The sequence below is a fragment of the Thioclava atlantica genome, from assembly GCF_000737065.1.
Lineage (GTDB): Bacteria > Pseudomonadota > Alphaproteobacteria > Rhodobacterales > Rhodobacteraceae > Thioclava > Thioclava atlantica.
The window spans coordinates 108,340-133,731 of the sequence record NZ_AQRC01000010.1; the positions used below are offsets into that span (position 1 = coordinate 108,340).

21 protein-coding genes are annotated in these 25,392 nt (G+C 66.7%); 5 read left to right on the forward strand and 16 right to left on the reverse strand.

Annotated features, from left to right (window positions below):
• Positions 1-33: 33 nt before the first annotated feature.
• From galE to DW2_RS13005, 4 genes are all read right to left on the reverse strand, one after another.
• Positions 34-1,008 (reverse strand): UDP-glucose 4-epimerase GalE, encoded by a 975-nt coding sequence (gene galE / locus DW2_RS12990; protein WP_038147270.1) that lies wholly within the window; start codon positions 1,006-1,008, stop codon positions 34-36.
• Entirely contained in the window at positions 1,005-2,057 is a 1,053-nt protein-coding gene (locus DW2_RS12995; protein ID WP_081874982.1) for a UDP-glucuronic acid decarboxylase family protein, read from the reverse strand. The genes galE and DW2_RS12995 overlap by 4 nt, the downstream gene beginning before the upstream one ends.
• Before the next feature lie 142 nt (positions 2,058-2,199).
• On the reverse strand, positions 2,200-3,549 hold the full coding sequence (locus tag DW2_RS13000; protein ID WP_162178897.1) for a tetratricopeptide repeat protein: 1,350 nt from the start codon (positions 3,547-3,549) through the stop codon (positions 2,200-2,202).
• A gap of 238 nt (positions 3,550-3,787) precedes the next feature.
• On the reverse strand, positions 3,788-4,519 hold the full coding sequence (locus DW2_RS13005) for a helix-turn-helix transcriptional regulator (protein WP_162178898.1): 732 nt from the start codon (positions 4,517-4,519) through the stop codon (positions 3,788-3,790).
• Between the two features lie 451 nt (positions 4,520-4,970).
• Here DW2_RS13005 and DW2_RS13010 point away from each other — a divergent pair, with 451 nt between their 5' ends.
• A complete protein-coding gene (locus DW2_RS13010) occupies positions 4,971-6,236 on the forward strand; it encodes an FAD-dependent oxidoreductase (RefSeq protein ID WP_051856044.1) in 1,266 nt (421 codons plus the stop codon).
• A gap of 9 nt (positions 6,237-6,245) precedes the next feature.
• Complete coding sequence (locus tag DW2_RS13015; RefSeq protein ID WP_038147278.1) at positions 6,246-7,172, forward strand: ornithine cyclodeaminase family protein; 927 nt, start codon at positions 6,246-6,248, stop codon at positions 7,170-7,172.
• A 3-nt stretch (positions 7,173-7,175) separates the two neighbouring features.
• Here DW2_RS13015 and murD read toward each other — a convergent pair whose 3' ends face one another.
• The 10 genes from murD to DW2_RS13065 all read right to left on the reverse strand — a co-directional run bounded on the left by murD (position 7,176) and on the right by DW2_RS13065 (position 18,920).
• Entirely contained in the window at positions 7,176-8,576 is a 1,401-nt protein-coding gene (murD, locus tag DW2_RS13020) for a UDP-N-acetylmuramoyl-L-alanine--D-glutamate ligase (protein WP_038147282.1), read from the reverse strand.
• Positions 8,577-8,652: 76 nt separating this feature from the next.
• Positions 8,653-9,294, reverse strand: a complete 642-nt coding sequence (locus tag DW2_RS13025; protein WP_038147284.1) for a hypothetical protein — start codon at positions 9,292-9,294, stop codon at positions 8,653-8,655.
• Between the two features lie 4 nt (positions 9,295-9,298).
• Positions 9,299-10,381, reverse strand: coding sequence for a phospho-N-acetylmuramoyl-pentapeptide-transferase (gene mraY / locus DW2_RS13030; RefSeq protein WP_038147286.1), 1,083 nt, complete (start codon positions 10,379-10,381; stop codon positions 9,299-9,301).
• Positions 10,381-11,829 carry a UDP-N-acetylmuramoyl-tripeptide--D-alanyl-D-alanine ligase gene (locus DW2_RS13035; protein ID WP_038147289.1) on the reverse strand — a complete coding sequence of 483 codons (1,449 nt, stop codon included), beginning with the start codon at positions 11,827-11,829 and terminating at the stop codon, positions 10,381-10,383. The genes mraY and DW2_RS13035 overlap by 1 nt, the downstream gene beginning before the upstream one ends.
• Positions 11,829-13,310 (reverse strand): UDP-N-acetylmuramoyl-L-alanyl-D-glutamate--2,6-diaminopimelate ligase, encoded by a 1,482-nt coding sequence (locus DW2_RS13040; protein WP_038147292.1) that lies wholly within the window; start codon positions 13,308-13,310, stop codon positions 11,829-11,831. Before DW2_RS13040 ends, DW2_RS13035 begins: the two co-directional genes overlap by 1 nt.
• Before the next feature lie 118 nt (positions 13,311-13,428).
• A complete protein-coding gene (locus tag DW2_RS13045; protein WP_038147294.1) occupies positions 13,429-15,246 on the reverse strand; it encodes a peptidoglycan D,D-transpeptidase FtsI family protein in 1,818 nt (605 codons plus the stop codon).
• Positions 15,243-15,605 carry a cell division protein FtsL gene (gene ftsL, locus DW2_RS13050; protein WP_038147295.1) on the reverse strand — a complete coding sequence of 121 codons (363 nt, stop codon included), beginning with the start codon at positions 15,603-15,605 and terminating at the stop codon, positions 15,243-15,245. Before ftsL ends, DW2_RS13045 begins: the two co-directional genes overlap by 4 nt.
• On the reverse strand, positions 15,602-16,609 hold the full coding sequence (rsmH, locus tag DW2_RS13055; RefSeq protein ID WP_038147296.1) for a 16S rRNA (cytosine(1402)-N(4))-methyltransferase RsmH: 1,008 nt from the start codon (positions 16,607-16,609) through the stop codon (positions 15,602-15,604). Before rsmH ends, ftsL begins: the two co-directional genes overlap by 4 nt.
• 3 nt (positions 16,610-16,612) lie before the next feature.
• Positions 16,613-17,098, reverse strand: coding sequence for a division/cell wall cluster transcriptional repressor MraZ (mraZ, locus tag DW2_RS13060; RefSeq protein WP_081874983.1), 486 nt, complete (start codon positions 17,096-17,098; stop codon positions 16,613-16,615).
• Positions 17,099-17,837: 739 nt separating this feature from the next.
• Positions 17,838-18,920, reverse strand: coding sequence for an Mrp/NBP35 family ATP-binding protein (locus DW2_RS13065; protein ID WP_038147298.1), 1,083 nt, complete (start codon positions 18,918-18,920; stop codon positions 17,838-17,840).
• A 338-nt stretch (positions 18,921-19,258) separates the two neighbouring features.
• On the opposite strand from DW2_RS13065, the gene DW2_RS13070 reads away from it, so the two are divergent.
• Positions 19,259-19,462, forward strand: a complete 204-nt coding sequence (locus tag DW2_RS13070; protein WP_038147300.1) for a DUF1127 domain-containing protein — start codon at positions 19,259-19,261, stop codon at positions 19,460-19,462.
• 641 nt (positions 19,463-20,103) lie between these two features.
• Complete coding sequence (locus DW2_RS13075; protein WP_038147302.1) at positions 20,104-20,886, forward strand: 23S rRNA (adenine(2030)-N(6))-methyltransferase RlmJ; 783 nt, start codon at positions 20,104-20,106, stop codon at positions 20,884-20,886.
• Here the strand turns inward: DW2_RS13075 and mntR are convergent.
• The gene (gene mntR / locus DW2_RS13080) at positions 20,863-21,297 is read right to left on the reverse strand and encodes a manganese-binding transcriptional regulator MntR (protein WP_038147303.1); all 435 of its coding nucleotides are present in this window, start codon (positions 21,295-21,297) and stop codon (positions 20,863-20,865) included. The genes DW2_RS13075 and mntR overlap by 24 nt on opposite strands.
• A gap of 175 nt (positions 21,298-21,472) precedes the next feature.
• Between mntR and DW2_RS13085 the strand changes: the two genes are divergently transcribed.
• Positions 21,473-22,777, forward strand: a complete 1,305-nt coding sequence (locus DW2_RS13085) for an Nramp family divalent metal transporter (RefSeq protein ID WP_038147306.1) — start codon at positions 21,473-21,475, stop codon at positions 22,775-22,777.
• 127 nt (positions 22,778-22,904) lie between these two features.
• On the opposite strand, the gene DW2_RS13090 is transcribed toward DW2_RS13085, so the two are convergent.
• On the reverse strand, positions 22,905-25,370 hold the full coding sequence (locus tag DW2_RS13090; protein ID WP_038147308.1) for an ATP-dependent helicase: 2,466 nt from the start codon (positions 25,368-25,370) through the stop codon (positions 22,905-22,907).
• Positions 25,371-25,392: the final 22 nt, after the last annotated feature.

Below are 25,392 nucleotides of genomic sequence, written 5' to 3' on the forward strand. Positions count from 1 at the left end.
CTCAAGCCCGGATGACGGTTGGTCAGTTGCGCGCTAATGCCCGAACCAGGGCGCGGCATGGGCGACGATCTCGTCGAGATCGCGGTAGCGCGCGGTGAAGCCCAGTTCCTCGGCCGCGCGGGAGGGATCGGCGGTCAGTTCGGCGGGATCGCCGGGCCGGCGCGGCGCGAGTTCCACGGGCACCTTGCGCCCGGTCACCCGCTCGACCGCGGCCACGACCTGATGAACCGAGGCGCCCTGCCCGGTGCCGAGATTGAGCGCGAGGCTCCCCCCGCCGCCCTCGAGATGATCGAGCGCGAGCAGATGCGCGCGGGCGAGATCATCGACATGGATATAGTCGCGGATGCAGGTGCCGTCGGGCGTCGGGTAATCGGTGCCGAAGATCTTCAGCGGCCCGCCCTGCCCCGAGGCTGCCATCAGTGTCAGCGGGATCAGATGCGTCTCGGGATCGTGCCGCTCGCCGATCTCGCCCGCGGGATCGGCCCCCGCGGCATTGAAATAGCGCAGCGCGGCAAAGCGCAGGCCATGCGCCACCTCCGCATCGCGCAACATCCATTCACAGGCGAGCTTGGTCCGACCATAGGGGTTGATCGGCGCTTGCGGCAGGTCTTCCGAGATCGGCAGCCTGTCGGGCACGCCATAGGTCGCGCAGCTCGAGGAGAAGACGATCTTGTCGATGCCCGCCGCTTCGGCCGCGCCGAGAAGCGACACCATCCCGCACAGATTGTTGTCGTAATAGCGCTCGGGCGCGCCCACGCTCTCGCCGACATAGGCGAGGGCCGCGAAATGGATCACCGCGCCGATTTCGTGCGCGGCCAGCGTGCGCGCGAGCAGATCCCGGTCGCGCAGATCGCCCTCCACGAACGGCCCCCAGAGCACCGCATCCGCATGTCCGCGCGAGAGATCGTCATAGACGACCGGGACACGCCCCGCCGCGGCCAGCGCCTTGCAGCAATGAGAGCCGATGAAGCCCGCTCCGCCCGTGACGAGGACCGCGGGTTTGCTCATGCAGTGCGCCCGAGCTCTTGCTGTCGCTGGGCGATCTCCTCGCGGAAATACGCGATCGTCGGAGCGAGCCCCTTGTAGAGCGACACCTTGGGCTCCCAGTCGAGCAAGGCCTTGGCGCGGCTGATATCGGGGCGGCGCTGGAGCGGATCGTCCTGCGGCAGGGGATGGAAGCTGAGCGTCGAGGCCGAGCCCGTCAATTCGAGCACAAGCTCGGCCAGTTCGAGCATCGTGAACTCGCCCGGATTGCCGAGATTGACCGGGTCGAAGATCGTCGGCTCCACTTCATCGGCTTCCATCAGCGCCATCAAACCGTCGACCATGTCGTCGACATAGCAGAAGGACCGCGTCTGGGTGCCCTCGCCATAGACGGTGAGCGGCTCGCCCCGCAGCGCCTGGACCACGAAATTCGACACCACGCGCCCGTCCTCCGGGTCCATCCGCGGACCGTAGGTGTTGAAGATCCGCGCGATGCGCACGTCGATATCGCTGCTGTGATGCGCCTCGTAGAACAGCGTCTCGGTGACCCGCTTGCCCTCGTCATAGCAGGCGCGGGGGCCGACCGTGTTCACCAGGCCCCGATAGTCTTCCGCCTGGGGCGAGATATCGGGGTCGCCGTAAACCTCGGAGGTCGAGCTTTGCAGGATACGCGCGCCTTTCTTCTCGGCGATGTCGAGCAGATTGAGCGCCCCGATGAACGACGTCTCGAGCGTATGCAGCGGATTTCGTTGATATTTCGGCGGCGAAGCAGGGCAGGCAAGGTTGTAGATGCGATCGACCGGGCCGTGGACCGTGAAGGCTTCGATGATGTCATGCAGGATGAAGGCGAAGGAGGGGTTGGTCAAAAGCCCCGCGATGTTCTCGGTCCGCCCGGTCTCGAGATTGTCGACGCAGATCACGCGATCGCCCCGGGCCAGCAAGCGCCGGGACAGATTGGAACCGATGAACCCGGCGCCGCCCGCGATCAGGACGGTGCGCCCCGTCGGGAGATCGTCACCGCTCGCCGCTCCCTTGCGCGGGAACGGAGCCTCCAAAGCGCGCTTGTCCGACATACAAATCCTCGTTCTCGCCACCCTCTCCTCACCCGCACCGATTGCGCAGGCAGGAACAGCCCTGTCCCATTCGCCGTTAATAAAGTTAACAACTATGTGAACATCTTGAAATGATCTACCGCAAGGGCTGGGCGAAAATCGGTCATTCTCGTGTCAGAATTGCACCCACGACGGAGGGCGAGAGGATCTTTTCGCGACAATCGAGATCGCCCGGCAGCGTCCGGCACACGCGCGCCATCCCCCGGATTGTCCGCTTTCCGGCCAACCCGTCGAGCGGGCCGGAATAGAGGCCCTGCTTCTTCAGATCCTGCTGGATGAGGTAGATCGCGAGATTGGGATTGGCCGCGTAGAGCTGCTTCGCCCCGTCGCCGCTCAGCGCACCGGGCTCCGCCTGGACCCGCTCCGCCATCGCGGCAAGCCCCGCCGGGTCACGCCGACGCGCAGCCTCGATGGAGAGCGCATAGCGTTCGTAATCGCCATCGGTGAAAAGCGTCTTGTACTTGTCGAGCGCCGCTTGCGCGGCGGGGCGGTCCTTGCGGATATTGAGCTGGTTACCGTCGCGCAGCAAGGCGACGAGGTAATGCGCGGCTTCACCATTTCCCGCATCGGCCGCCTCAGTGAGCCTCTCGATCGTCTTCGGGCCGCTCGCGCGCAAAGTGATGCCCCACATCTGGCGGATCGCGTCGAGAACCTCGATGCGGTCATTGCCGGCCGCCCTCGCTTTCGCGGCATACCCCGCGAATTTCGCGCGCGAGGTCGATCTCCCGCCGAGAAAACCATACATCGCCCCTTCCGCGAGCGTGGCCCAAGCGCCGGCCTCTCCCAACTCGCCCGCACGCTCGAGCGCTGCTTGCGCTGCCTGCGGATCGCGCTCGCTCCACATCAGCATCTCGCCAAATTTCCACAGCGCCTCGCCCTTGCCCGCCTTGGCGGCGGCCTCGGCCAGCGCGCGCGCCTTGGTCCAGTCCTTCGGAAGGCCGGTGCCGTAGAGGTAGAATTGCGAAAGCGCGGTCTGGGCGTCCGGATCGTCCGCGGCCACACGCTCCTCGAGCAGTTCCCTGCCCCGCGCGGCATCGCGTGGAATGACCCAGCCGCCCAGCAGATGCTTGCCCAGAATGGTGCGCGCCCGGCCGTCTCCCGCCTTCACCGCCCGTTCCAGCAATGTGACGCCACGCTGCGGATCGGCGGGCACCGGCCCGCCCCACATCAGGATATCGCCGAGCGTCCGCATCGCGCTCACATCGCCCTCGGCAACCGCCTGTTCGAGGAGGGCGACCCCGGCTGCGGGGTCTTTCGCCTCGCCGTCGAGGCCCCAGATCTTCGCCTCGCCACGCTCACGCGCGGAGCGCTGATCGGCACTTGGCGCCGCAGTTTGCGAGGCTGCGGGCGCGACGGCGGACCCGGCATCCTGGGCGATGCTCGTTCCCACCGTTCCGAACAGCAATCCTGCCCCGAGAATGACCCCTCCGACCAGCACACGGTCTGACCGCATCCACATCGCCTATCCCCTTTTCGTCTTGCACCCGAGAACTGTCGCTCGGATCGAAGTGTAGCACATTGATCCGGCACAAATCACTGAGAAACCTTACAGACCTCCGGGGCCGGCGCAAATCCTGCCGCGCGGAACCGCGCCGCGAAGGGGTGACAAAGAGGCAGCAAAGTCGGCATACCGATCGGAGGTTGCACCGCGCGCGCGCCTGCCCTCGAAACCAGTGCGAGCTCCTGCGCGCTCATGCCAACCGTCCTCCTGGGCCGCCGGCCAGGTCGAAGGGCAGATCCGATACCAGCTGGAAGGTCAGCTCCGCGAGGTTCCGCGCCCCGGTCTTCGCGTAGAGATTGCTCAGATGGCTGCGCAAGGTCGATTCCTTGATCCCGAGCTCCGAGCGCATCCGCTCTGGCGAATGGCCGTGGCTCAGCAGCAGGCAGACCCGATATTCCGCCCGGCTCAGACGTGCGGGATTGTCCGCGCTCAGGATCGGCGCGCCTGCGGTGACCGGAACCTGCGCGGCGACCGCCTTGAGCAGCGTATCGGTGAACAGCCCTCGCGCCCGGTTTTGCCAGGTCCGGCTGAGCGTCTCCGCAAGGGTGCTCAGAACCGCCTGCTGGTAATGGCGGACCTTCTCGGTGAAATACAGCTCGAGCGTGTCGATGGAACGCTCGCCGATCTCGAGCGGGATCACCACGATATCCTGAAGATGACGCCGTGCGAGCGCTGCGGAAAGGACAGGATGCATTTCCGCGTCGCGCACCGAACCGTACCAGGTCGAGCCCGGCTTGGCCGTCTCGAGAAAACGGCCGAGCAGGAGCGCTGCGTGGCTCCGGTCGATCGGGACCCGGCAGCCCGAGCGGGCGCGATCATGGACGAGCACCTTGGCTGGCGCCTCTGAGGGACGGCAATGGCGCGCCAAGATCACGGCTTCCGCCCCGATACTGTCGGTCAGATATCTCAGTGACGTTCGCAACGGATTGGTTCCGTGCAGACATTCGCACCATTGTGCGACAGCCCCGATCATGCTTGCTTCAATCGCACGCATCCGGCCGGGTGGCTCCCCGGCAATCGCATAGTCCTTCATGGCCCCCACCATCCCTAAAGACTATCTCTATTTATCGTCAGCGCCCTCTCGGTACCCTTCCCGCAAAGCGCCTCACATTTACGTTACCTCCAATTGCGGGTTTTCCCTAGAGTTTTCTGAAAGCCCGAAAGCGGACCCGTGGCTCTCGTGTGAAGGGCGAGGTCGGTCGACCGCCCCGCCACTCTCCTGAGCCGCGGCAGTCCAGTCGGAACCTCGGGACGCGCCGTCGCTTGACGCTTTCACGGGCCGCCGATAGCGTTCGGCTCATCTGCCAGAGCAAGGGAAATCATGCGCTTACCCCCTTTCGCCCGTCTCCTTTCAGCCCGCTCCGGAAGCTCCGATGGCTGAGCGTGTCATCGTCATTGGCGCAGGCATCGTCGGGATTCAGAGCGCTCATGCGCTTGCCCGCCGCGGCCTCTGCGTCACCGTGGTCGAGCGCGCGCCGGCTCCCGCGATGCTGTGCAGCCGCGCCAATGCCGGGGTGGTGTCGATCGGCCATGCCGAGGCCTGGGCGGGACCCGACGCGCCGCGCACCCTGCTCCGCGCGGCGCTCGGGCGCGATCCCGGCATCAAGGTGAGCCGCTGGGCCGATCCCGCGCTGATCCGCTGGGGGCTCGACTTCCTGCGCAATTGTTCCGCCGAAGCGCATGACGCGAATTCGGCGCGGTTGACGCGGCTTTGCCTTTACAGCCGCGACCGCCTGCCCGTCGTCGCGCAGGAAGCGGGGCTTTCGGACCTGTTGCGTCATGACGGCGCGCTCTACCTGCTGCCCGACAGGGCCGCGGTCGAGGCATGGCAGCACGCCCATTCCCAGACCAGCGAAACCGGCATGAGCCTGCTGTCTCCCTCCGAGATCGTAACGAAGGACCCCGCCCTCGCGCCGATTGCGGCGCGGTTCGCGGGCGCGCTCTTCAGCCCGCATGACAGCGTCGGCGATTGCCACCGCTTCGCAACCGGGCTCGGCGCGCATCTCGGCACGCTCGACCATGTCGATCTGCGCTATGAAACCGAGCTCGATCACATCGAGCGCGAGGGCGGGCGGATCATCGGCATCCGCGCGGGCGGCGAGCGGATCGCGGCCGATCATGTCATCCTCGCAACCGGGGTCGAGACGCCAAAGCTCACCCGGCCTCTGGGCTTCGTGCCCCGCATCTACCCGGTGAAAGGTTATTCGGGCAGTTGGCGACTGCGCGATCCCGCCCGCGCGCCCACCCTGCCCTATCTCGACGAGGCCGCCCGTCTTGCCGTCTCGAGCTATAGCGGCATCCTGCGGATCACCGCGATGGCCGAGTTCGCGGGCGGGGATGACAGCCTGCCCGAGGCGCGCCTGTCCGTCCTCAAGGACTATGTGGCCCGGCATTTCGCCGATCTCGTCGATCTGGAGGATGTGACATTCTGGACCGGATCGCGCCCCACCACCCCGGCCAGCGCGCCCTATCTGGGCCGGGTGCGCCGCTTCGGCAATCTCTGGATCAATGCGGGCCACGGGGCGCTCGGCTGGACCGCCTCAGCGGGAAGTGCGGAGTTGCTCGCCAAGGCGATCACCCGCGAAGAACGCGACTGCCGCGATGTCTCGGCGCAGGCTCGCTGGCTCGACCCTCTCTAGGAGACCCTCATGACGACCCCGATCCTGACCTATGACGCGATGATCGACCGGCTCGACTGGCACGGCGCGGTCGCGGCCCTGCGCGCGGGCCACCGCCTGGCCCGAGCTGAGATCGGCGACACGTTCCTCGGCCCCGCCGAGGGCACGCTGCTGAGCCGCAGCGCCTATATCGACGGGCTGGGCTACGGGGTGAAAAGCTTCACGGTGTTCGGCGCCAATCCGAAGGCGGGCCTGCCGACGGTGCAGGGCGCGATGCTGGTCTTCGAACCCGAGCACGGCGCCTTGCAAGCCATCGTCGAGAGCCCGCTGGTGACCGACATCAAGACCGCCGCCGATAGCGGGCTCGGCGCGCAGCTTCTGGCACGACCCGACAGCAAGCGGCTTTTGATCGTCGGGGGCGGGACGGTAGCACGCTCGCTCGTCTCGTCCTACGGAGCGCTTTTTCCCGGGCTCGAGGAAATCGCGGTCTGGACGCGGCGGCCGGACCAGGCGCGGGCGCTGGTCGAGCAGATCGCCAGCCCGATCCCGCTGGTCGCCGTGGAAGATCTGGCCGAGGCCGCGGGGCGCGCCGATATCGTCTCCTGCGCCACGATGGCGCGCGAGCCGGTCCTGAGAGGCGACTGGATCCGTCCGGGCACCCATGTCGATCTGATCGGCGCCTTCAAGACGGATATGCGCGAAGCCGATGATGCGCTGATCGCGGGCGGTCGGCTCTTCGTGGACAGCCGCGAGACGACGCTCGGCCATATCGGCGAGCTGACGATCCCGCTTGCGGCGGGGGTGATCTCCGAAGCGGATGTGCTGGGCGATCTCTACGACCTGATCGGTAGGGCCGCCGAAGGGCGGAGCGCCGATGACGAGATCACGATCTTCAAGAATGGCGGCGGCGCGCATCTCGATCTGATGATCGCGAATTACATCGCCGCGCGCGCCTGAAGCTCAGCCGGGCAGCGCCTCGACCAGCGCGGTGAAATGTTCGCCGCGCTTCTCGAAATTGGGATATTGGTCGAAGCTCGCCGCGGCCGGGGCGAGCAACACCGTGTCGCCGGCCTCGGCATCGCGCGCACAGGCCGCCACCGCCGCCTCCATCGTCTCGCAGATCTCATGCTCGAGCGGTGCCAGTTCCAACGCGAAATCGCGTGCCGAATGGCCGATGAAATAGGCCTTGCGGACCGCGCCCAGATGGCCCGAGAGCGCGCCCGCGCCGCCATCCTTGCCCAGCCCCCCCGCGATCCAGCGGATATTGGAGAACGCCTCGAGCGCCTTCGCGGCACTGTCCACATTTGTCGCCTTGGAATCGTTCACCCAGCGGATGCCGCGCTTCTCGGCGACCGTCTGGCTGCGATGGGGAAGCCCAGCGAAGGAATGGAACGCGGCTTCGATCACCCGCGGCGCGACCCCGAGCGCGCGGGTCGCGGCATAGGCGGCGCAGGCGTTCTGGTGGTTATGCGCGCCCGGCAGGCCGGTGACCTCGCGCAGATCGATCGAGGCGATCTGGCGACCCTTGCGCCATTCCGAGAGGAAGCCCTTGCGCGCAAAGACAGACCAGCCCCAATCGCCGAGCTTGCGAGCGCTCGAGACCCGGATCAGCCGGTCATCGTTGCGTCCCATCATGATCTGGTTCGCGAGATAGACGCCCTCGGGCTCGTCCACCCCGATAACCGCGCGGTCCGGACCGCCTTCGGCAAAGAGCCGGCGCTTGGCCGCGAAATAGCCGCCCATGCCGCCATGCCGGTCGAGATGGTCGGGCGAGAGATTGGTGAAGACAGCGATATCGGGGGTGAGTGCGCGGGCCAGATCGGTCTGGTAGCTGGAGAGTTCCAGAACCACCACCTCGCCCTCTTCGGGCGGGTCGAGATCGAGCACGCCGCGCCCGATATTGCCCGCCATCTGGGTCGGGCGGCCATCCTCGCGCAGAATGTGGTGAATGAGCGCGGTGGTCGTCGATTTCCCGTTCGAGCCGGTCACGCAGATCGTGCGCGGCACGCTGTCATAGCTCGCGAAGGCCGCGCTCGCCCAGGACCGGAAGAAGAGCCCGATATCGTTGTCCACCGGCACGCCCGCGGCCATCGCCGCCGCGATCACCGGGTTGGGTTTCGGATAGAGATGCGGGATACCCGGCGAGACGACGAGCGCCGCGATCGCGTCGAAGGCATCCGGACGGGTCAGATCGCGGCAGGCATAGCCCGCCGCTTCGGCGCGCGCGCGGCCCTCGGGGCTGTCATCCCAGCAGACCGGTTCCGCCCCGCCCGCTTCCAACGCCGCCGCCGTCGCGAGGCCCGACCGGCCGAGCCCGAGCACCGCAACCTTCTGTCCGTCATAGCCCTGAACCGGAATCATCGAAGTCTCCTGTCACCTCAGCGGGGGCCAGCCCCCGCACCCCCGGGATATTTGATGCATTTGGAAAGGGGAAGGGTCAGCGAACGCCACGACCGGGGCTGCGCAGCTGCGCGAGCGTATCGCGGGCCGCAGTGGCGATCTCGGGCGCGACCGGGCTGCGGGGGGCTGCAAGCTCGCGATAGAGCGCCTCGGCCTCGGGGCGGCGTGCGTTGCGTGCGAGCAGGTCGGCGGTGGCGAGCGCCTGGCGCCCATAGGCGGGATCGCCCTGCCCGCGCGCGCGGCGGATCAGGGTGAGCGCCTCGGTGGCGCTGCGCGCGGCGATGGCCGGATCGGGGTGGATCTCGGCGCGGGCCGCGAGAAGCTCGGCGAGGCGCATTGGATCGGTTCCGTTTCCGCGTGCGATCCCGATCGCACCGTCGAACCGGGCGGTGGCCTCCTGCGCGTGACCGGCTGCCGCCTCCGCCTGCGCGGCTCCTGCCAGGGCCTCGATGAGTTCAGCGGCCGCCGCGCCGTAATGGAGCGCGGCGAGCCGTGCGGCCTCGTCGTAGCAGCTGGCGGCCTGCGCGGGGGAGGCCGCGCGCGCGGCTTCTTCCATCGCACGGGCATAGTCTGCCCGCCCCGCCTGCCGGGCGCCCTGCGCCGCGAGGGCGCGGCGGTGGCGCGCGATGGTCAGGCCGAGCAGGATGGCGAAGACCAGCGGCAGGAGGAGGAGAAGCATCGCCTCAGCGGATCTTCAGCGTCGCCAGACCGATCAGCGCAAGGATCAGCGAGATGATCCAGAACCGGATCACGATCTGCGGCTCCGACCAGCCCTTCTTCTCGAAATGGTGGTGGATCGGCGCCATCAGGAAGACGCGTTTGCCGGTGCGCTTGAAATAGGCGACCTGGATGATCACCGAGAGCGCTTCGACCACGAAGAGCCCGCCGACGATCCCGAGCACGATCTCGTGCTGGGTACAGACCGCGATCGCGCCGAGCGCCCCGCCGAGCGCGAGCGAGCCGGTATCGCCCATGAAGACGGCGGCGGGCGGGGCGTTGTACCACAGGAAGCCCAGCCCCGCCCCCATCAGCGCGGCGGTGAAGATCGCGAGCTCGCCGGTTCCGGGAACGAATTGCACGCCGAGATAATCGGTGAAGTCGGTCCGGCCGACGACATAGGCGATCGCGCCCAGCGTGCCGGCGGCAATCATCACCGGCATGATCGCCAGCCCGTCGAGCCCGTCGGTGAGGTTCACCGCATTCGCCGCGCCCACCACCACGAACATCGCGAAGGGGATGTAGAAATAGCCGAGATTGACGATCAGGTCCTTGAAGAAGGGGATGGCGACGTGGCCCGCCAGTTCGGCCGGGTGCAGGTACCAGGTCGCGAGCGAGGCGAGAAGCGCGAGCAGAAAGCCGAGCGCGAGCCGCATCTTGCTGCTCACCCCCTTGGTGTTCTGCTTGGAGACCTTGGCGTAATCGTCGGCGAAGCCGATCGCGGCATAGCCATAGGTCACCATCAGCACGACCCAGATATAACCGTTGTCGAGCCGCGCCCAGAGCAGCGTCGCGACCAGAAGCGCGGTGAGGATCAAGATCCCCCCCATCGTCGGCGTGCCCGCCTTGGCGAGATGGCCCTCGGGCCCGTCATCGCGGATCGGCTGCCCCTTGCCCTGCTTGATCCGCAGCACGTTGATCAGCCACGGTCCGAACAGGAAGCCCACGAGAAGCGCCGTGAAGAAGGCCCCGCCCGCCCGGAAAGTAATGTAGCGAAACAGGTTGAACACCCCGCCGCCATGGGCAAAGTCGGTAAGCCAATACAACATTACTCTTTTCCCTTATGGGCTTCGGCTGCGCCGGGCTGGCGCAGTTTTTTCAATGCGTCGACGACGAGGCTGACTTTCGAGCCCTTCGAGCCCTTCACCAGAACCACGTCGCCCGGATCGACGAGATGGCGGGCGCGCTCGGCCAGCGCCGCGGCGGTTTCGTGCCATTCGCCCCGCTTGGCGCGCGGCAGCGCGTCGCGCAGATGCACCATGCAAGGCCCCGCCATATGGACGAGATCGACTTTCTCCATCGCCGGGTGACGGGCGATCGCGGCATGGAGCGCGACCTCGTCGGCCCCCAGCTCCAGCATGTCGCCCAGGAAGGCGATCCGGCGGCCCTTGGCGCAGCGCCCCACCCCGTCGCGCGGGCTCGCCCCTGCAAGCACCTCGAGCGCCGCCTCCATCGAGGCGGGGTTGGCGTTGAAGGCGTCGTCGAAGAGATCGAAGCTCTCGCCCTCGTCCACCACATCCATGTAGATCCGCTCGCGCTGGCCGCGCCCCGCGGGCGGCTCCCATGCGCCCAGATCCATCGCCGTGACCATCGGATCGCAGCCTGCGGCTTCGGCGAGCGCGAGCACGCCGAGCGCGTTGGTCGCGAAATGGCGCCCCGGCGTCATCACCTTGAACAGGATCGGGCGACCGCGATGCTCGGCACGCACCACCGTGGCATCTCCCGCGATCCGGGCCTCGACCAGGCGGTAATCGGAGCCGGGATCGGGACCGAAGGTGAGCATCTCGCCCGCCGCCTGCGCGGCCTCGCGCAGGATCGGGGACACCCCGAGGCCGGTCGGGATCACCGCGACGCCGCCCGGTTCGAGCCCCTCGAAGATCGAGGCCTTCTCATGCGCGATCCCCTCGATGCTCTCGAACGCGGCGAGATGGGCGGGCGCCACCGTCGTGATCATCGCGGCGTGCGGCCGGGCCAGCTTCGCGAGCGGCGCGATCTCGCCGGGATTGCTCATCCCGATCTCGATCACCGCGAAATCGGCATCGGCCGGCATGCGGGCCAGCGTGACCGGCACGCCCCAGTGATTGTTGAAACTCGCCTCGGCCGCATGCACCGTGCCCTGCGCCGAGAGAACCGCGCGCAGCATCTCCTTGCTCGAGGTCTTTCCGACCGAGCCGGTCACCGCGAGAACCCGGGCGCGGCTGCGCGCGCGCCCGGCCCGGCCAAGCGCCTCGAGCGCGGGCAGCACCTCGGGCACGATCAGCAGCGGATCGTCGGTGGAGCATCCTTCGGGTATGCGGCTCACGAGGGCTGCCGCCGCTCCCTTGTCGAGTGCGGCGCGCACGAATTCATGGCCGTCGCGCACATCCTTGAGCGCGATGAAGAGGTCGCCGGGGCGCAGGCTCCGGGTGTCGATCGAGATCCCGGTCGCGGCGAAGGCCTGCGTCGCCTGGCCGCGCGTCGCTGCCGCGGCGTCGGTCGAAGTCCACAACACGCCCATCAGATCTTCCCGTCGAGCGCGGCCACCGCGACCGAGGCCTGTTCGGCATCGTCGAAGGGATAGACGTCGGAGCCGATGATCTGCCCGCTCTCATGGCCCTTGCCCATCACCAGAAGCGCGTCGCCCGGACCGAGCGCGTCGACGCCACGCAAGATCGCCTCGGCCCGGTCGCCGACTTCCAGCGCCCCGGGCGCGCCCTCGATCACCGCCGCACGGATCACGGCGGGATCTTCGGAGCGCGGGTTGTCGTCGGTCACGATGACCAGATCGGCATTTTCCGCCGCCGCCTTGCCCATCAGCGGACGTTTGGTGGCGTCGCGATCCCCCCCCGCGCCGACGATGGCAATCAGGCGCCCCATCACATGCGGGCGCAGCGCCTTGAGCGCCGTTTGCACCGCGTCGGGCGTATGGGCGTAATCGACGAAGACGGTCGCGCCGTTCTCGCGGCTTGCGGCGAGCTGCATTCGGCCGCGCACCGTGGTCAGCCTCGGCAGCGTGGCGAAGACCTCCTCGGGCTCGGCCCCGCAGGCGATCACGAGGGCTGCGGCGGTGAGCACGTTCATCGCCTGGAACCCGCCGATGAGCGGCAGGCGGACCATCTGCGTCCAGCCCTCCCAGGAGAAACGCACATCCTGCCCGGTCGCGTCGTAGCGCTGGCCGAGGAGTTGCATCTCGCATTCGGCGTCATGACCGACCCCGATCAGTTCCTGCCCGCGCGCCACGACATATTTCGCAAGCTCACGGCCCTTGGGATCGTCGAGATTGATCACCGCCGCGCCGTCCTCGGGCAACACGCGGGTGAAGAGACCGGCCTTGGCCGCGAAATACTCCTCGAAGCTGGCGTGGTAATCGAGATGGTCCTGGGTGAAATTCGTGAAGGCCGCGGCGCTCAGCGTCACTCCGTCGAGCCGACGCTGCGCGAGCCCGTGCGAGGAGGCCTCCATCGCGGCATGGGTCACGCCCACGCCCGCCATGTCCGACAGCAGCCGGTGCAGCGTGATCGGTTCGGGCGTGGTATGCGGGGACGGCGCGGAATAGCTGCCCTCAACGCCGGTCGTGCCGATATTGGCCGCCTCATAGCCCAGCAACTGCCAGATCTGGCGGGTGAAGGTCGCCACCGAGGTCTTGCCGTTGGTCCCGGTCACCGCGATCAGGGTCTCGGGCTGGTGGCCGAACCAGAGAGCGGCGGCGAAGGCCAGGGCCTGACGCGGGTCCTCGGTGATGACGATCGGCAGATCGGTGCCCGCGAGCGCCTCTCGCGCGAGAGCCTCGCCCGTGCGATCGGTGAGAACCGCGCCCGCGCCCATCCGCAGCGCATAGGGGATGAATTCCGCACCGTGGATCTGCGTGCCGGGAAGGGCTGCAAAGAGATGGCCCGGCTTCACCTGCCGGCTGTCCACCGAAAGTCCCGAGACCGAACGATCGGCCCCGATCAGGGGCGTGAGCCCCAATTCACTGAGCATCTTGCTGCTCGCGGCCATGTCGTTTCGTCCCTCAATCAACTGTCGCGTTTATCGGGTGACCGCCCGGCAAGGTCAAGGCGCGAGCCCGTGCCTCACAAGGAGATGGGCGACTTCGCGCAAGGGGCGCGCGCGGGGCTCAATCCTTCTTGACGAGACGGATCCCGTCGAGCGTGTCGGGCGTCGTCGGCTCGGGGCGCAACCCGAGGAGCGGCGCCACCCTGCGGATCGTCTCGGCGGCGACCGGAACCGCCGTCCAGCCCGCGGTGCGGCGCGGCTCGTTGCCCGACGTGTCGGTCGGCTCGTCGAGCGTCAGCACGAGAACATATTGCGGATCGGTCACCGGGAAGACCCCGGCGAAGGTCGAGATCACCTTGTCGTTGTAATAGCCGCCCTGCGGGTCGGGCTTGTCGGCGGTGCCGGTCTTGCCCGCGACCTGATAGCCGGGAACATCGCCATAGCTTGCCGTGCCGCGCGTCACCACCGCCCGCATCATCGCGAGCGCCTTGTGCGCCACCTCGGGCGAGACCACCTGCGCACCTTCGGCCGCGCCGAATTCCTGCTTCACCGGCTCGCGCGGACCTCCCTTCGCGATCAGCGTCGGCAGGACCCGCTTGCCGTCATTGGCGATCGTCGCATAGGCGGCGGCGAGTTGCAGCGGGCTGTCGGACAGGCCGTGACCGTAGCCGATCGTCATCGCAGAAAGCTCGGACCAGTTCTGCGGCAGGATCGGACGCCCGGTCGGCGCCTCGATCAGCTCGACCGGCGCGGGTTCGAGCAGGCCCAGCTTGCCGAGAAACTCGCGCTGCTTCTCGGGGCCGATCTTCTGGACGATCCGGGCGGTACCGATGTTCGAGCTGTGCACGATCACATCGGTGACCGAGAGCTGCTTGCCGTAATCGTGGAAATCGTGGATGCGGAACTTGCCCCAACGCAGCGGGCCCTTCGTGTCGATCATCGTCTCCGGGGTCACCAGCCCCATCTGCATCGCCTGGCTGACAGCGAAGATCTTGAAGGTGGAACCGAGCTCGTAGACGCCCTGCACCGCGCGGTTGAAAAGCGGGCTGTCGGAGGGATCGCCCTTGAGAAGCGGCGCGGGGCGGTCGTTGGGGTCGAAATCGGGCAGGCTCGCCATCGCGACGATCTCGCCGGTGCGCGCCTTCATCAGCACCGCGGTCGCCCCCTTGGCGTTCATCAGCTTCATCCCGCCCGAGAGCACATCCTCGAGCGCCGACTGCACGGTGAGGTCGAGCGACAGCTTGAGCGACTTGCCCCCGTTCGCGGGATCGCGCAGCCACTTGTCGTATTCCCGTTCGATCCCGGCCACGCCGAGGATTTCGGCCGAATTCACGCCCTCGGTGCCGTAGCGCGCGCCGCCGAGGATATGCGAGGCGAGATGGCCGTTCGGATAGAGCCGCATCTCGCGGGGGCCGAACAGCAGGCCAGGATCGCCGATGTCATGCACGGCCTGCAATTGCTCGGGGCTGATCCGCTTCTTGATCCAGACGAATTTCCGCGCGCCGGTGAAATCCTTGATCAGCCGGTCGCGGTCGAGATCGGGGAAGATCTTCACCAGCTTGTCGGCCGTGCCGGTCGGATCGATCATCATCGGCGGCTGCGCATAGAGCGCATGGGTAAGCAGGTTCGTCGCGAGCACCCGGCCCTTGCGGTCCACGATATCGGCGCGCTGCGAATAGATCTGCTGGCTCGAAGCGTCGGTCTGGGGCTCTTCGGGACGCGCGGCGGCGAACGACCCCATGCGCAGCCCCACCGTCAGGAACGCCGCGAGGAAGAGCACCGACATGACGAGCAGCCGCCCCTCGGCGCGCTGGCGGGACTTGTCGCGCGTAGCCTCGCCGCGAAGGCGCCGGTTCTCGCGCTCGATCGCATCGGGGTTCTCGCCTTTGGCGCGGGCGTCGAGAATGCGGGGGAGCGGGCGAAGCGGCGTGCGCATCACTGGCCCTCCTTCCCGTCGGCCTTGACTTCGACCAGCTTGGAGACCTGATCGCCCAGTGCGGTCTCGGTCTGCGGCGTCGGATAGGGAATCTGGGCGACCGTTCCGAACTGCTCGGGCGTCATCGGCAGCAGGTGCAGCGAGGTGAAGTTGAGATTGACCAGGTCGCGCAGGCGGTCGGGACGGTTGAGATAGGCCCATTCAGCATTGAGCACCGAAAGCCCTTCGTTGAGCGATGCGATCTCGCGGTTGAGGTCGCGCAGCTCGTCGAGCTTGCCCTGGGTGTCGTAATTGACGTGATAGGCCCAGAAGGCGAGTCCCATGACGCAGAGCGAGGCGGCAAGATAGGCAAGAAGTCTCAACGGCGTCTCCCTTTCTTCTCTCCGGTCACGAGCGCCGGCAGTCCGAGCTGGCGGCGATCGGCCTGCCCCGCGGGGGCGGAGGTGCGCCGTCCGACACGAAGCCGCGCCGAGCGTGCCCGCGGGTTCTCCACCAGTTCCTCTTCGTCGGGGCCGTCGCCCTTCACGATGATGTCGAAGGCGGGATCGAGGCTCTGCTGAACGGGGGCATGGCGCGAACCGCCCCCGCCCGTCGAGGACCGCGCCGCGAAGAAGCGCTTCACCACCCGATCCTCGAGCGAATGGAAGGTCACGACCGCCAGAAGCCCGCCCGGCTTGAGCGCACGCTCGGCCGCCTCGAGCCCCTCGATGAGCTGGCCGAATTCGTCGTTCACCGCGATGCGGATCGCCTGGAAGCTGCGGGTCGCGGGATGGCTCTGACCGGGTTTGGGGCGAGGCAGGCAGCGCTCGATCACCTGAACGAGCTGCTGCGTGGTCTCGAACGGCCGGGTCTTGCGTGCCTCGACGATCGCTTTCGCGATCCGGCGCGAGGCCCGCTCCTCGCCATACTGATAGAGAATGTCGGCCAGTTCCGCCTCGTCGGTCTCGTTGACGAGATCGGCCGCGGAGGGGCCCTCCTGCGACATCCGCATGTCGAGCGGCCCCTCGCGCATGAAGGAAAAGCCACGCTCGGCCTGATCGAGCTGCATCGAGGAGACGCCCAGATCGAGCACCACCCCGTCGAGAAGGACGTCGGAATAGGTGTCGAGTTCGGAAAAGGTGCCCTCGACCAGCTCCAGCCTGTCGCCATAGTCGGCGCGCCAGCTCTTGGCCATCTCGAAGACCGCCGGATCGCGGTCGACGCCGATCACCTTGTCGGCCCCCGCCTCGAGCAACCCGCGCGCATAACCGCCCGCCCCGAAGGTTCCGTCAAGCCAGACCCCGGAGACAGGCGCGACCGCCCGAAGGAGCGGCCGCAGCAAAACCGGGATGTGGGGGGCGTCTGGCAGGGCGTCCCGATCGCTCATGGCTCATCCCTCTGACAAAAGGCTGAGGGGATCGAAATCCTCGCCCTGTTCGGCAACCCATTGATCGATATTCGCCTCATCCGCGGCGAGGAAGGTCTCGGGATTCCAGATCTCGAAGGTCTCGCCCACGCCGGAGAAATAGGCCTCCTTGTCGAGACCGATCTTCGTGCGCAAGGCCGCGGGGAGCACCAGGCGACCGTCGGGATCGACCTCCGTCGGGTGGGATTTCGACAGCACGAGCCGCTGCAGGATCGTGCGCTGCTTCGAACCGCGCGGCAGCGCCGCGATATCGGCCGCGAGCGCCTCGAAGGCGCTCTGCGTGTAGACCTGAAGCATTTTCTGGGTATCGGCACCGTAGACGATGACCATGCGCGGGCGGTCGGCATTGGGGCGAGCGGGATCGCCCTCCTCAAGCTCACGACGAAACAGCGCGGGGATCGACACGCGACCCTTGCTGTCCACCTTGAAGGTGTATTCGCCTATGAACATGCCCGCCAAAGCGCGCTCCTATCACCTGTCCCACCGGGCCGGCGGCCCGGAATGAAAACGGCGGATCGGGCTGCTGCCACTGCCCGATCCGCCGCCCTCGTTCCCATCTCTGGGTATGTCCGACTACGCGCGCCACCTGGGGGGGGGGGATGTCTGCTCGCTCGCGCGCCGGATCTCTCTTTTTTTCGTGAAGCGGGAGCCTGTATGAAACCTGCTTTTCGCCGTGAGGTCTTAGTGCCTCTTTTGTCCTCGCTTCCGATGTCTAAGGGATGCCATGGGATTTCATGGCACGCAAGAAAAAAATTGCCGATTCTCCGGCGGGATTCGGCAAAAGAGCACACCACGAGAAGGTCAGAGCCCCCCACAAATACCACTCATAGATAAATTGGGAGGAAGCATATCTAAATCTGGTATGTTTTCACCGGAGGATTTTTCTCCCATATGTTCCCATTTTTTTTCGTCCGATCATGGAACCCGGCCAGCATCCCCCTTATTGCGCGCCAAAGCACGCCCAGACAGGATCTTACGGCGAGTTGATCACGCTCGATCTGCCGCGATACGGGCGTGATGATGCCCCTGCGCCATGCAGCGACGCGGTCGCGCGACCATCGCGGTCCCGTGATTTCCCGTAACCGCGTCCCATGAATTCCCACGACCTGCGAAATCCCGACAGCCGGAACGGAAAAGGCGCCCCGCGGGGCGCCTGATCGAAACGGTTTCGCCTGAGAAAGACGCGACTTCAGACCGCGCCGCTTTCAGAGAGATGGCGCGCCAGCGCGGCATAGCTTTGCGCAGCGGCTCCCTCGCCCCCCGCGACCGGCGTCCCGGCATCCCCCGAGAGCCGCACCTCGAGATCGAGCGGCAGCGCGCCGAGGAAGGGCAGATCCTGCCTCTTGGCCTCGGCCTCGACCCCGCCATGACCGAAGAGATGCGCCTCGTGACCGCAGTTCGGACAGATATAGGTGGACATGTTCTCGATGAGCCCGAGCAGGGGCACGTTGAGCCGGCGGAACATGTCGACCGCCTTCTTGGCGTCGAGCAGCGCGACGTCCTGCGGCGTCGAGACGACGATCGCGCCGTCGAGCCGGGTCTTCTGCCCGAGCGTCAGCTGAACATCCCCCGTCCCGGGCGGAAGATCGATGAGCAGGACGTCGAGCGGGCCGTATTCGTCCCATTTCACCTGGAACAGCATCTGCTGCATCGCGCCCATCAGCATCGGGCCGCGCCAGATCACCGCCTCATCTTCCTTCAGCATCAGGCCGACCGACATCAAGGTCACGCCATGCGCCTGCAGCGGCAGGATCGTCTGACCGTCCGGCGAGGACGGGCGTTTCGATGCGCCCATCATCCGCGGCTGCGAGGGGCCGTAAATATCCGCATCGAGAAGCCCGACCCGCTTGCCCGCCCGGGCGAGCGCAATCGCAAGGTTGGAGCTGACGGTCGATTTCCCGACGCCGCCCTTGCCCGAACCGATCGCGATGATCTTCGTCACTCCGGGCACGGCTTGCGGTCCGGCCTGCGGCGTCGGGTGGCCGCCGATCGCGGGCGCGCGCGGCGCCTGCTGGGCGCCCCCGAGCCCGCGCGGGGGGCCGGCGGGGACGATCACGGTCACGCTCGCAACGCCGGGAAGTGCCTTGACCGCAGCCTCGAGCTTCGGCCGGCTCGCCTCCAGCTCGGCCTGCGGGGCGCCCTCGAGGACGAAACGGACCACCCCCTCATGCACGGCCAGCGCACGCAGGAGGTCGCGGGCGACGGCATTTCCTCCGCCCGGCAGCTCCACTTCCTGCAAAGCCGCAAGCACTTGTTCCTTGCTCAAAGCCATAAAACCCTCCGATTCCCGGGAATGTTAGCGCCCGACCGGGCGGCAATTCGCGCCGACTGTGACGTTTTTGCCGCGGGTTGCAAGCCGAAGTTCCGTGCAAATAGAGGGGTTCCCCTGCGGAACCGGGTCGCAGGCGAACATATCTTGCGCGGATCAGGCGGAAATGGGTCAGAATGATTTATGCGATTTCTGCATGGCGGCATTGTCAGCCAAAACCATTGTGCAAGCGCAGCATCAGGCTCATGTTAGGGCCAACGCGAAAGAAAGCGCAGACACAATTTCGGGTTCGGACAGCGAAAGATCGCGGCGGCCCAAGACAGAAAGATGAGGCTGACAACATGGCACTCGTTCAAGACATCCAACTGACCGAAGGCGGCTTCACCGCCCTCAAAGCGAAATTCTCCGAAGCTCTGGCCCGCCGCAAGGTGTACCGCCAGACCCTCAACGAGCTGCGTACGCTGAGCAACCGCGAGCTCGCTGATCTCGGACTGAACCATTCGATGATCACCCGCGTTGCTTACGAGGCAGCTTACGGCAAGTGATTGAATTCCCAAGCCCCCTCCTCCTCCCTGGGGCTTAGGAACTCGGCGGCGCCCTCCTCCTCCTCCCTGAGGGCGCCGCCAGCCAGACATACCGGCCCCGCGAAGCGCGACGCTTCGATGCCGGATACCCGATCCGGTTCCCTCCTCCTCCTCCCTTGGGAACCGTGCCGATCCGGCGGCGACCTCTCTCCTCCTCCCTGAGGGCGCCGCCGATCATCGGCAAGAAATTGCGACAGCCTGTCGCATGCTGCACCGCAGCACTTGAATGCCGGGGCACAAGCCCCAAATCGCTTTGAGCGACCCCTCCTCCTCCCTGGGTCGCATCACTACGGCGGCGCCCTCCTCCTCCTCCTCCCTGAGGGCGCCGCCGCAAGATACCGAGGGCCCTCTCCTCCTCCCTGGGCCTAAGGGTGCGACGCTGCCTCTCTCCTCCTCCCTGAGGTAGCGTCCGAAATACCGAAGGGTCCCTCTCCTCCTCCCTGGGGCCCGAGGTAACAGAGACGGCGGCGCCCCTCCTCCTCCCTGGGCGCCGCCGTTTTCTTTTTCCGCCCCCCCCCCTTGCGACCTCGCCCCTCGTTGCTGCGAAGGGGATTGCGCGCGCCCTCCCGAGCGGGCAGGAAGGCCCTTCAGGAGGTGCGCCCATGCTGTCCTATCAACACGCCTATCACGCGGGAAATCTAGCGGACGTGCACAAGCACGCGCTTCTGGCCACCGCGCTCGACTACCTCACGCACAAGGACAAGCCGCTGAGCTATATCGAGACGCATGCCGGGCGCGGGCTCTATGCGCTCGATGCGGCCGAGGCGCTCAAGACCGGCGAGGCCGCGGCCGGCATCACCCGCGTCGAGGAACTGGGCTGGTTCGACGCCGATCATCCCTATGCGCGCGCGCTCGCGACGGTCCGTCTGCTGCACGGTCCGCAAGCCTACCCCGGCTCGCCGCTTGTCGCGCTCTCGCTCTTGCGCGAATCCGACACGATCCAGCTGTGCGAGTTGCACCCGCAGGAATTCGACGCCTTGAGCTCGGTGATCGGTCGCAAGGAAGCGGTTCTGCACAAGGCCGACGGCTACGAGAAGGCGCTCGCGTTGACCCCGCCCACCCCGCGGCGCGGGATGATGCTGATCGACCCCTCCTTCGAGGTGAAATCCGACTATGCCACCCTGCCCAAGTTGATCGCGAAGATCGCGAAGAAGTGGAATGTCGGGATCATCGCCCTGTGGTATCCGGTACTCGCGTCGGGCGCGCAGGAGGGCATGGTGGCCGCTTTGCGCAGGGACTTTCCTGAAGCGCTGAGCCACGAGGTCCGCTTCCCACCCGCCCGCGCCGGACATGGAATGCTCGGGTCGGGAATGTTCGTGGTGAATCCGCCCTTCGGCCTAGCTGGCGAGGCGGAACGGCTCTCAGCCCTTTTCGCCGCGCTCTGAGCGCGCCAGATAGGCCTCGAACGCTTCGAGGGTGCGGCGCGAGACGTGGTGCTCGATTCCTTCCGCATCCAGCTCCGCCACCTCTTCGGGCACCCCGATCGCAAGCAGGAGCGCCACGACCGTGCGATGACGGGCGCGCACGCTCTCGGCCAGGGCTTCGCCCGCCTCGGTGAGGAACACGCCGCGATAGGGCCGCGACACCGCGAGCCCTTCGCGCTTGAGCCGCGACACCGCCTTCGTCGCGGTGGGATGGGCCACGCCCAGGCGCGCCGCGATCTCGGTGATCCGCGCCTCGCCGAACTCCGCCGCCAGATCCGAGATCATCTCGACGTAATCCTCGAGCAGCGCGCGGGCGGCGCGTTCGCGGGCCCGGTTGAAGCCCTTGATCTGGGTGGGATCTGTCTCGCTCATCGCTCTCGTCTTTCCAGAAGGGCCGCAATATCGCGCCATGCCCCGGAAGCCAAGGCCCAGCGTGGCCTGAGCCTCCGTGCCCTGTCAACGAATATTAGCCCCTTGCCAAATTTGTAGCCGAGGCTACATTTCGCAGGTGCAGAACTGGAATCACTCTAAACCGAGGCGCCCCCCGATGACTCCCCTCACCCGTCCGCGCGGAATGACCGAACGTACACGCTCAGCCATGGCCGAGGTGCTCGCGGGCTCGCCTCGTCGCGGTGCGATGCTGCTGTTCTTCGGACCCGCGGTGATCGCCTCGGTGGCCTATATGGACCCCGGCAATTACGCGACGAATATCGAGGCGGGGGCGGGCTACGGATATGCGCTCCTCTGGGTGGTTCTGGCGGCCAACCTGATCGCGATGTTGTTTCAGGCGATCTCGGCGCGGGTCGGCATCGTCACCGGCAAGAACCTCGCCGAGCTGTCGCGCGAGAATTTTCCCAAGCCCGTCACCTTCGTGATGTGGGTCGTCTCGGAGATTGCCGCGATGGCTACCGATCTGGCGGAATTCCTCGGCGGCGCACTCGGGCTGTCGCTCCTGTTCGGCTGGCCGTTGATCTGGGGCATGGTCGTCACCGCGATCGTGACCTATGCGATCCTGCTCTTCGAGCGCGGCGGTTTCCGGCCGATGGAGCTGGTCATCGGCGCACTCGTCGCGTTGATCGGCACGTGCTACCTCGCCGAGATCTTCATCGCCCCGGTTGACTGGACGGGTGCCGTCGAGGGGCTCATGACGCCCGCCCTGCCCGATGCCCGCGCGCTGACGATCGCGGTCGGCATCATCGGCGCGACCGTCATGCCGCATGCGATCTTCCTTCATTCCGGGCTGACGCAGAGCCGCGCCCTGACAAACGACCCTGCGCAAAAGGCGCGGCTGGTGAAGTTCTCCAACCGCGAGGTGGTGATCGCGCTGGCGGTGGCGGGCATGGTCAACATGGCGATGGTGATCATGGCGGCCTCGGCCTTCCATCAGGGCCATGCCGAGGTGGCGGAGATCGAGACCGCCTATCACACGCTCACGCCGCTTCTGGGCGGGTTCGCGGCGGCGGCCTTCCTGACCTCGCTCATCGCCTCGGGGATCTCGTCCTCGGTGGTGGGCACGATGGCCGGGCAGATGATCATGCAGGGTTTCATCCGCCGCCACATCCCGGTCTGGCTGCGGCGCCTGATCACGATGGTGCCGGCCTTCGTGGTGGTCGCGATGGGGGCGAATGCGACCGAGTCGCTGGTGATGAGCCAGGTCGTGCTGTCGATCGCCCTGCCCGTGCCGATGGTGGCGCTGCTCCTCTTCGCGCGGCGCCCCGACCTGATGGGCCGTTTCGCGGTGCGCGGGCCGATCCTGTGGCTTGCGGTCCTGGGGGCCGGGCTGGTTCTGGCGCTGAACTTCGTGCTGCTCTGGCAATCGGCCGGACTGCCGGTGCCGGGGCTGGCGGAATAAGAGACCCGCAGGGTATCGCGGTCACGGATCGGCGGAGGGGCTCTGCCCCTCGGCCTTCGGCCTCACCCCCGGATATTTGGATCAAGGGGAAGGGGCGCGCGGCGCAACAGCGACCGGACCAAGCGCCTCAGAACGGCACGTCATCCGCCTCAGCCGCCGGCACCACGAACCCCGCCAGCAGGCGCTTCTCGCCCGCCTTGTCGAATTCCACGATCAGCTTGTCGCCTTCGGTGCCCATCACCTCGCCATAGCCGAATTTCTTGTGGAAGACCCGGTCGCCGATCTCGTAATCGCTTTCGCCCTGCGCATCGACCGCCATCCGGCGCACCTCGCGGGGCTGGCTGACCGGGCGCGACTGCGCCGATTGCAGCCGCTTCCAGCCGGGCGAGTTGTAGACATCGGCGCGCGCCACGCGGTCATCCATCGCGGTCGAGCCGCCAAAGCCGCCCGCCGAAAACCCGCCACCGTTCATCCCGCCGCCGTAAAGGCCCGGCGGTGTCAGCACATCGACATGGCGCACCGGCAGTTCGTCGATGAAGCGCGAGGGCATCTGGCTTTGCCATTGGCCGTAGACGCGGCGGTTGCCGGCAAAGGAGATCGTGCAGAGTTCCTCGGCGCGGGTGATCCCGACATAGGCGAGGCGGCGCTCCTCCTCGAGGCCCTTGAGCCCGCTCTCATCCATCGAGCGTTGCGAGGGAAAGAGGCCATCCTCCCAGCCCGGCAGGAAGACCACCGGAAACTCGAGCCCCTTCGCCGCATGCAGCGTCATGATCGAGACCTTGTCCTCGGTCTCGGACTTGTCGTTATCCATGATCAGCGCGACGTGTTCGAGGAAGCCTTGCAGGTTGTCGAACTGCTCGAGCGCCTTCACCAGTTCCTTGAGGTTCTCGAGCCGTCCCGGCGCTTCGGGCGTCTTGTCGTTCTGCCACATCTCGACATAGCCCGATTCCTCGAGGATCCGCTCGGCGAGGCGCACATGGGACTGGTCATTCGCGGGCGCCACGCCATCCTCGGCGGGCTCGATCAGCAGGTCGTCATCCTCGGCGCGGGTCGTCGCGGTCGCGGGCGAAGCCTGCACGATTTCTTCGTGCCAGCGTCCGATATTCTCGACGAACAGGCGCAACTGTCCGGCCGCCTTGCCCGAGAGCGTGCCTTCGGCGATCAGCATTCGTGCACCATCCAGCAGGCTCAGCCCGTTTTCGCGGGCGGCGACCTGAATGCGCTGCTGCGCCTTGTCACCAAGCCCGCGCTTCGGGGTGTTGATGACCCGCTCGAAGGCCAGATCGTCGTCGGGCGAGACCACGAGGCGGAAATAGGCCATCGCGTCACGAATCTCGAGGCGTTCGTAGAAGCGCGGTCCACCGATCACGCGATAGGGCAGCCCGATCGTCAGGAATCGGTCCTCGAAAGCGCGCATCTGGTGCGAGGCGCGCACGAGGATCGCCTGATCGTTGAGGCTGACGGGCGGATTGCCGCGGGTGCCGCGTTGCAGGGCCTCGAGCTCCTCACCGATCCAGCGGGCTTCTTCCTCACCGTCCCAATGGCCGATCAGGCGCACCTTCTCGCCGCCCCGGGCTTCGGTCCAGAGCTCCTTGCCCAATCGTCCTTCATTGGCCGTGATCAGCCCCGAAGCGGCGGCAAGGATATGCTCGGTCGAGCGGTAATTCTGTTCGAGCCGGATCACCGCCGCACCGGGGAAATCCTTCTCGAATTTCAGGATGTTGCCCACCTCGGCCCCGCGCCAGCCATAGATCGACTGGTCGTCATCGCCCACGCAGCAGATATTCTTGTGCCCCTGCGCCAGCAGCCGCAGCCACATATATTGCGCGACGTTCGTGTCCTGATACTCGTCGACGAGGATGTATCGGAACCAGCGCTGATATTGGGCGAGCACGTCCGCATGGGTCTGGAAGATCGTGACCATGTGCAGCAGCAGATCGCCGAAATCGACCGCGTTGAGGGTCTTCAACCGGTCCTGATAGGCCGCGTAGAGCTCCGATCCGCGATTGTTGAAGGCGGCCGTTTCGCGCCCCGAGACCTTCTCGGGCGTCAGCGCCCTGTTCTTCCAGCCGTCGATGAGGCCTGCGAGTTGACGCGCGGGCCAGCGTTTCTCGTCGATATTCGCGGCGCTGATCAGCTGCTTGAGCAGACGGATCTGGTCATCGGTGTCGAGAATGGTGAAATTCGATTTCAGCCCGACCAGTTCGGCATGGCGGCGCAACAGCTTCACGCAGACCGAGTGGAAGGTGCCGAGCCAGGGCATCCCCTCGATCGCGCCGCCGAGATGGCGGCCGACCCGCTCCTTCATCTCGCGCGCGGCCTTGTTGGTGAAGGTCACGGCGAGGATCTCGTTGGGTTGCGCGCGGCCCGTATGGATCAGATGCGCGATCCGGGCAGTGAGCGCGGAGGTCTTGCCCGTGCCCGCGCCCGCCAGCATCAGGACCGGTCCGTCGAGCGTCTCGACCGCCTGTCGCTGTTCGGCATTCAGCTTGTCGAGATAGGCCGCCGCACGCGCCTGCGCGGCACCCGCCATGGCACGTTGCGAGAGGCTCACCGCACCCTCATAGGGATCGTCGTCTTCCATCCAGCTCATGGCTGCAATCTACCCGCTTCGC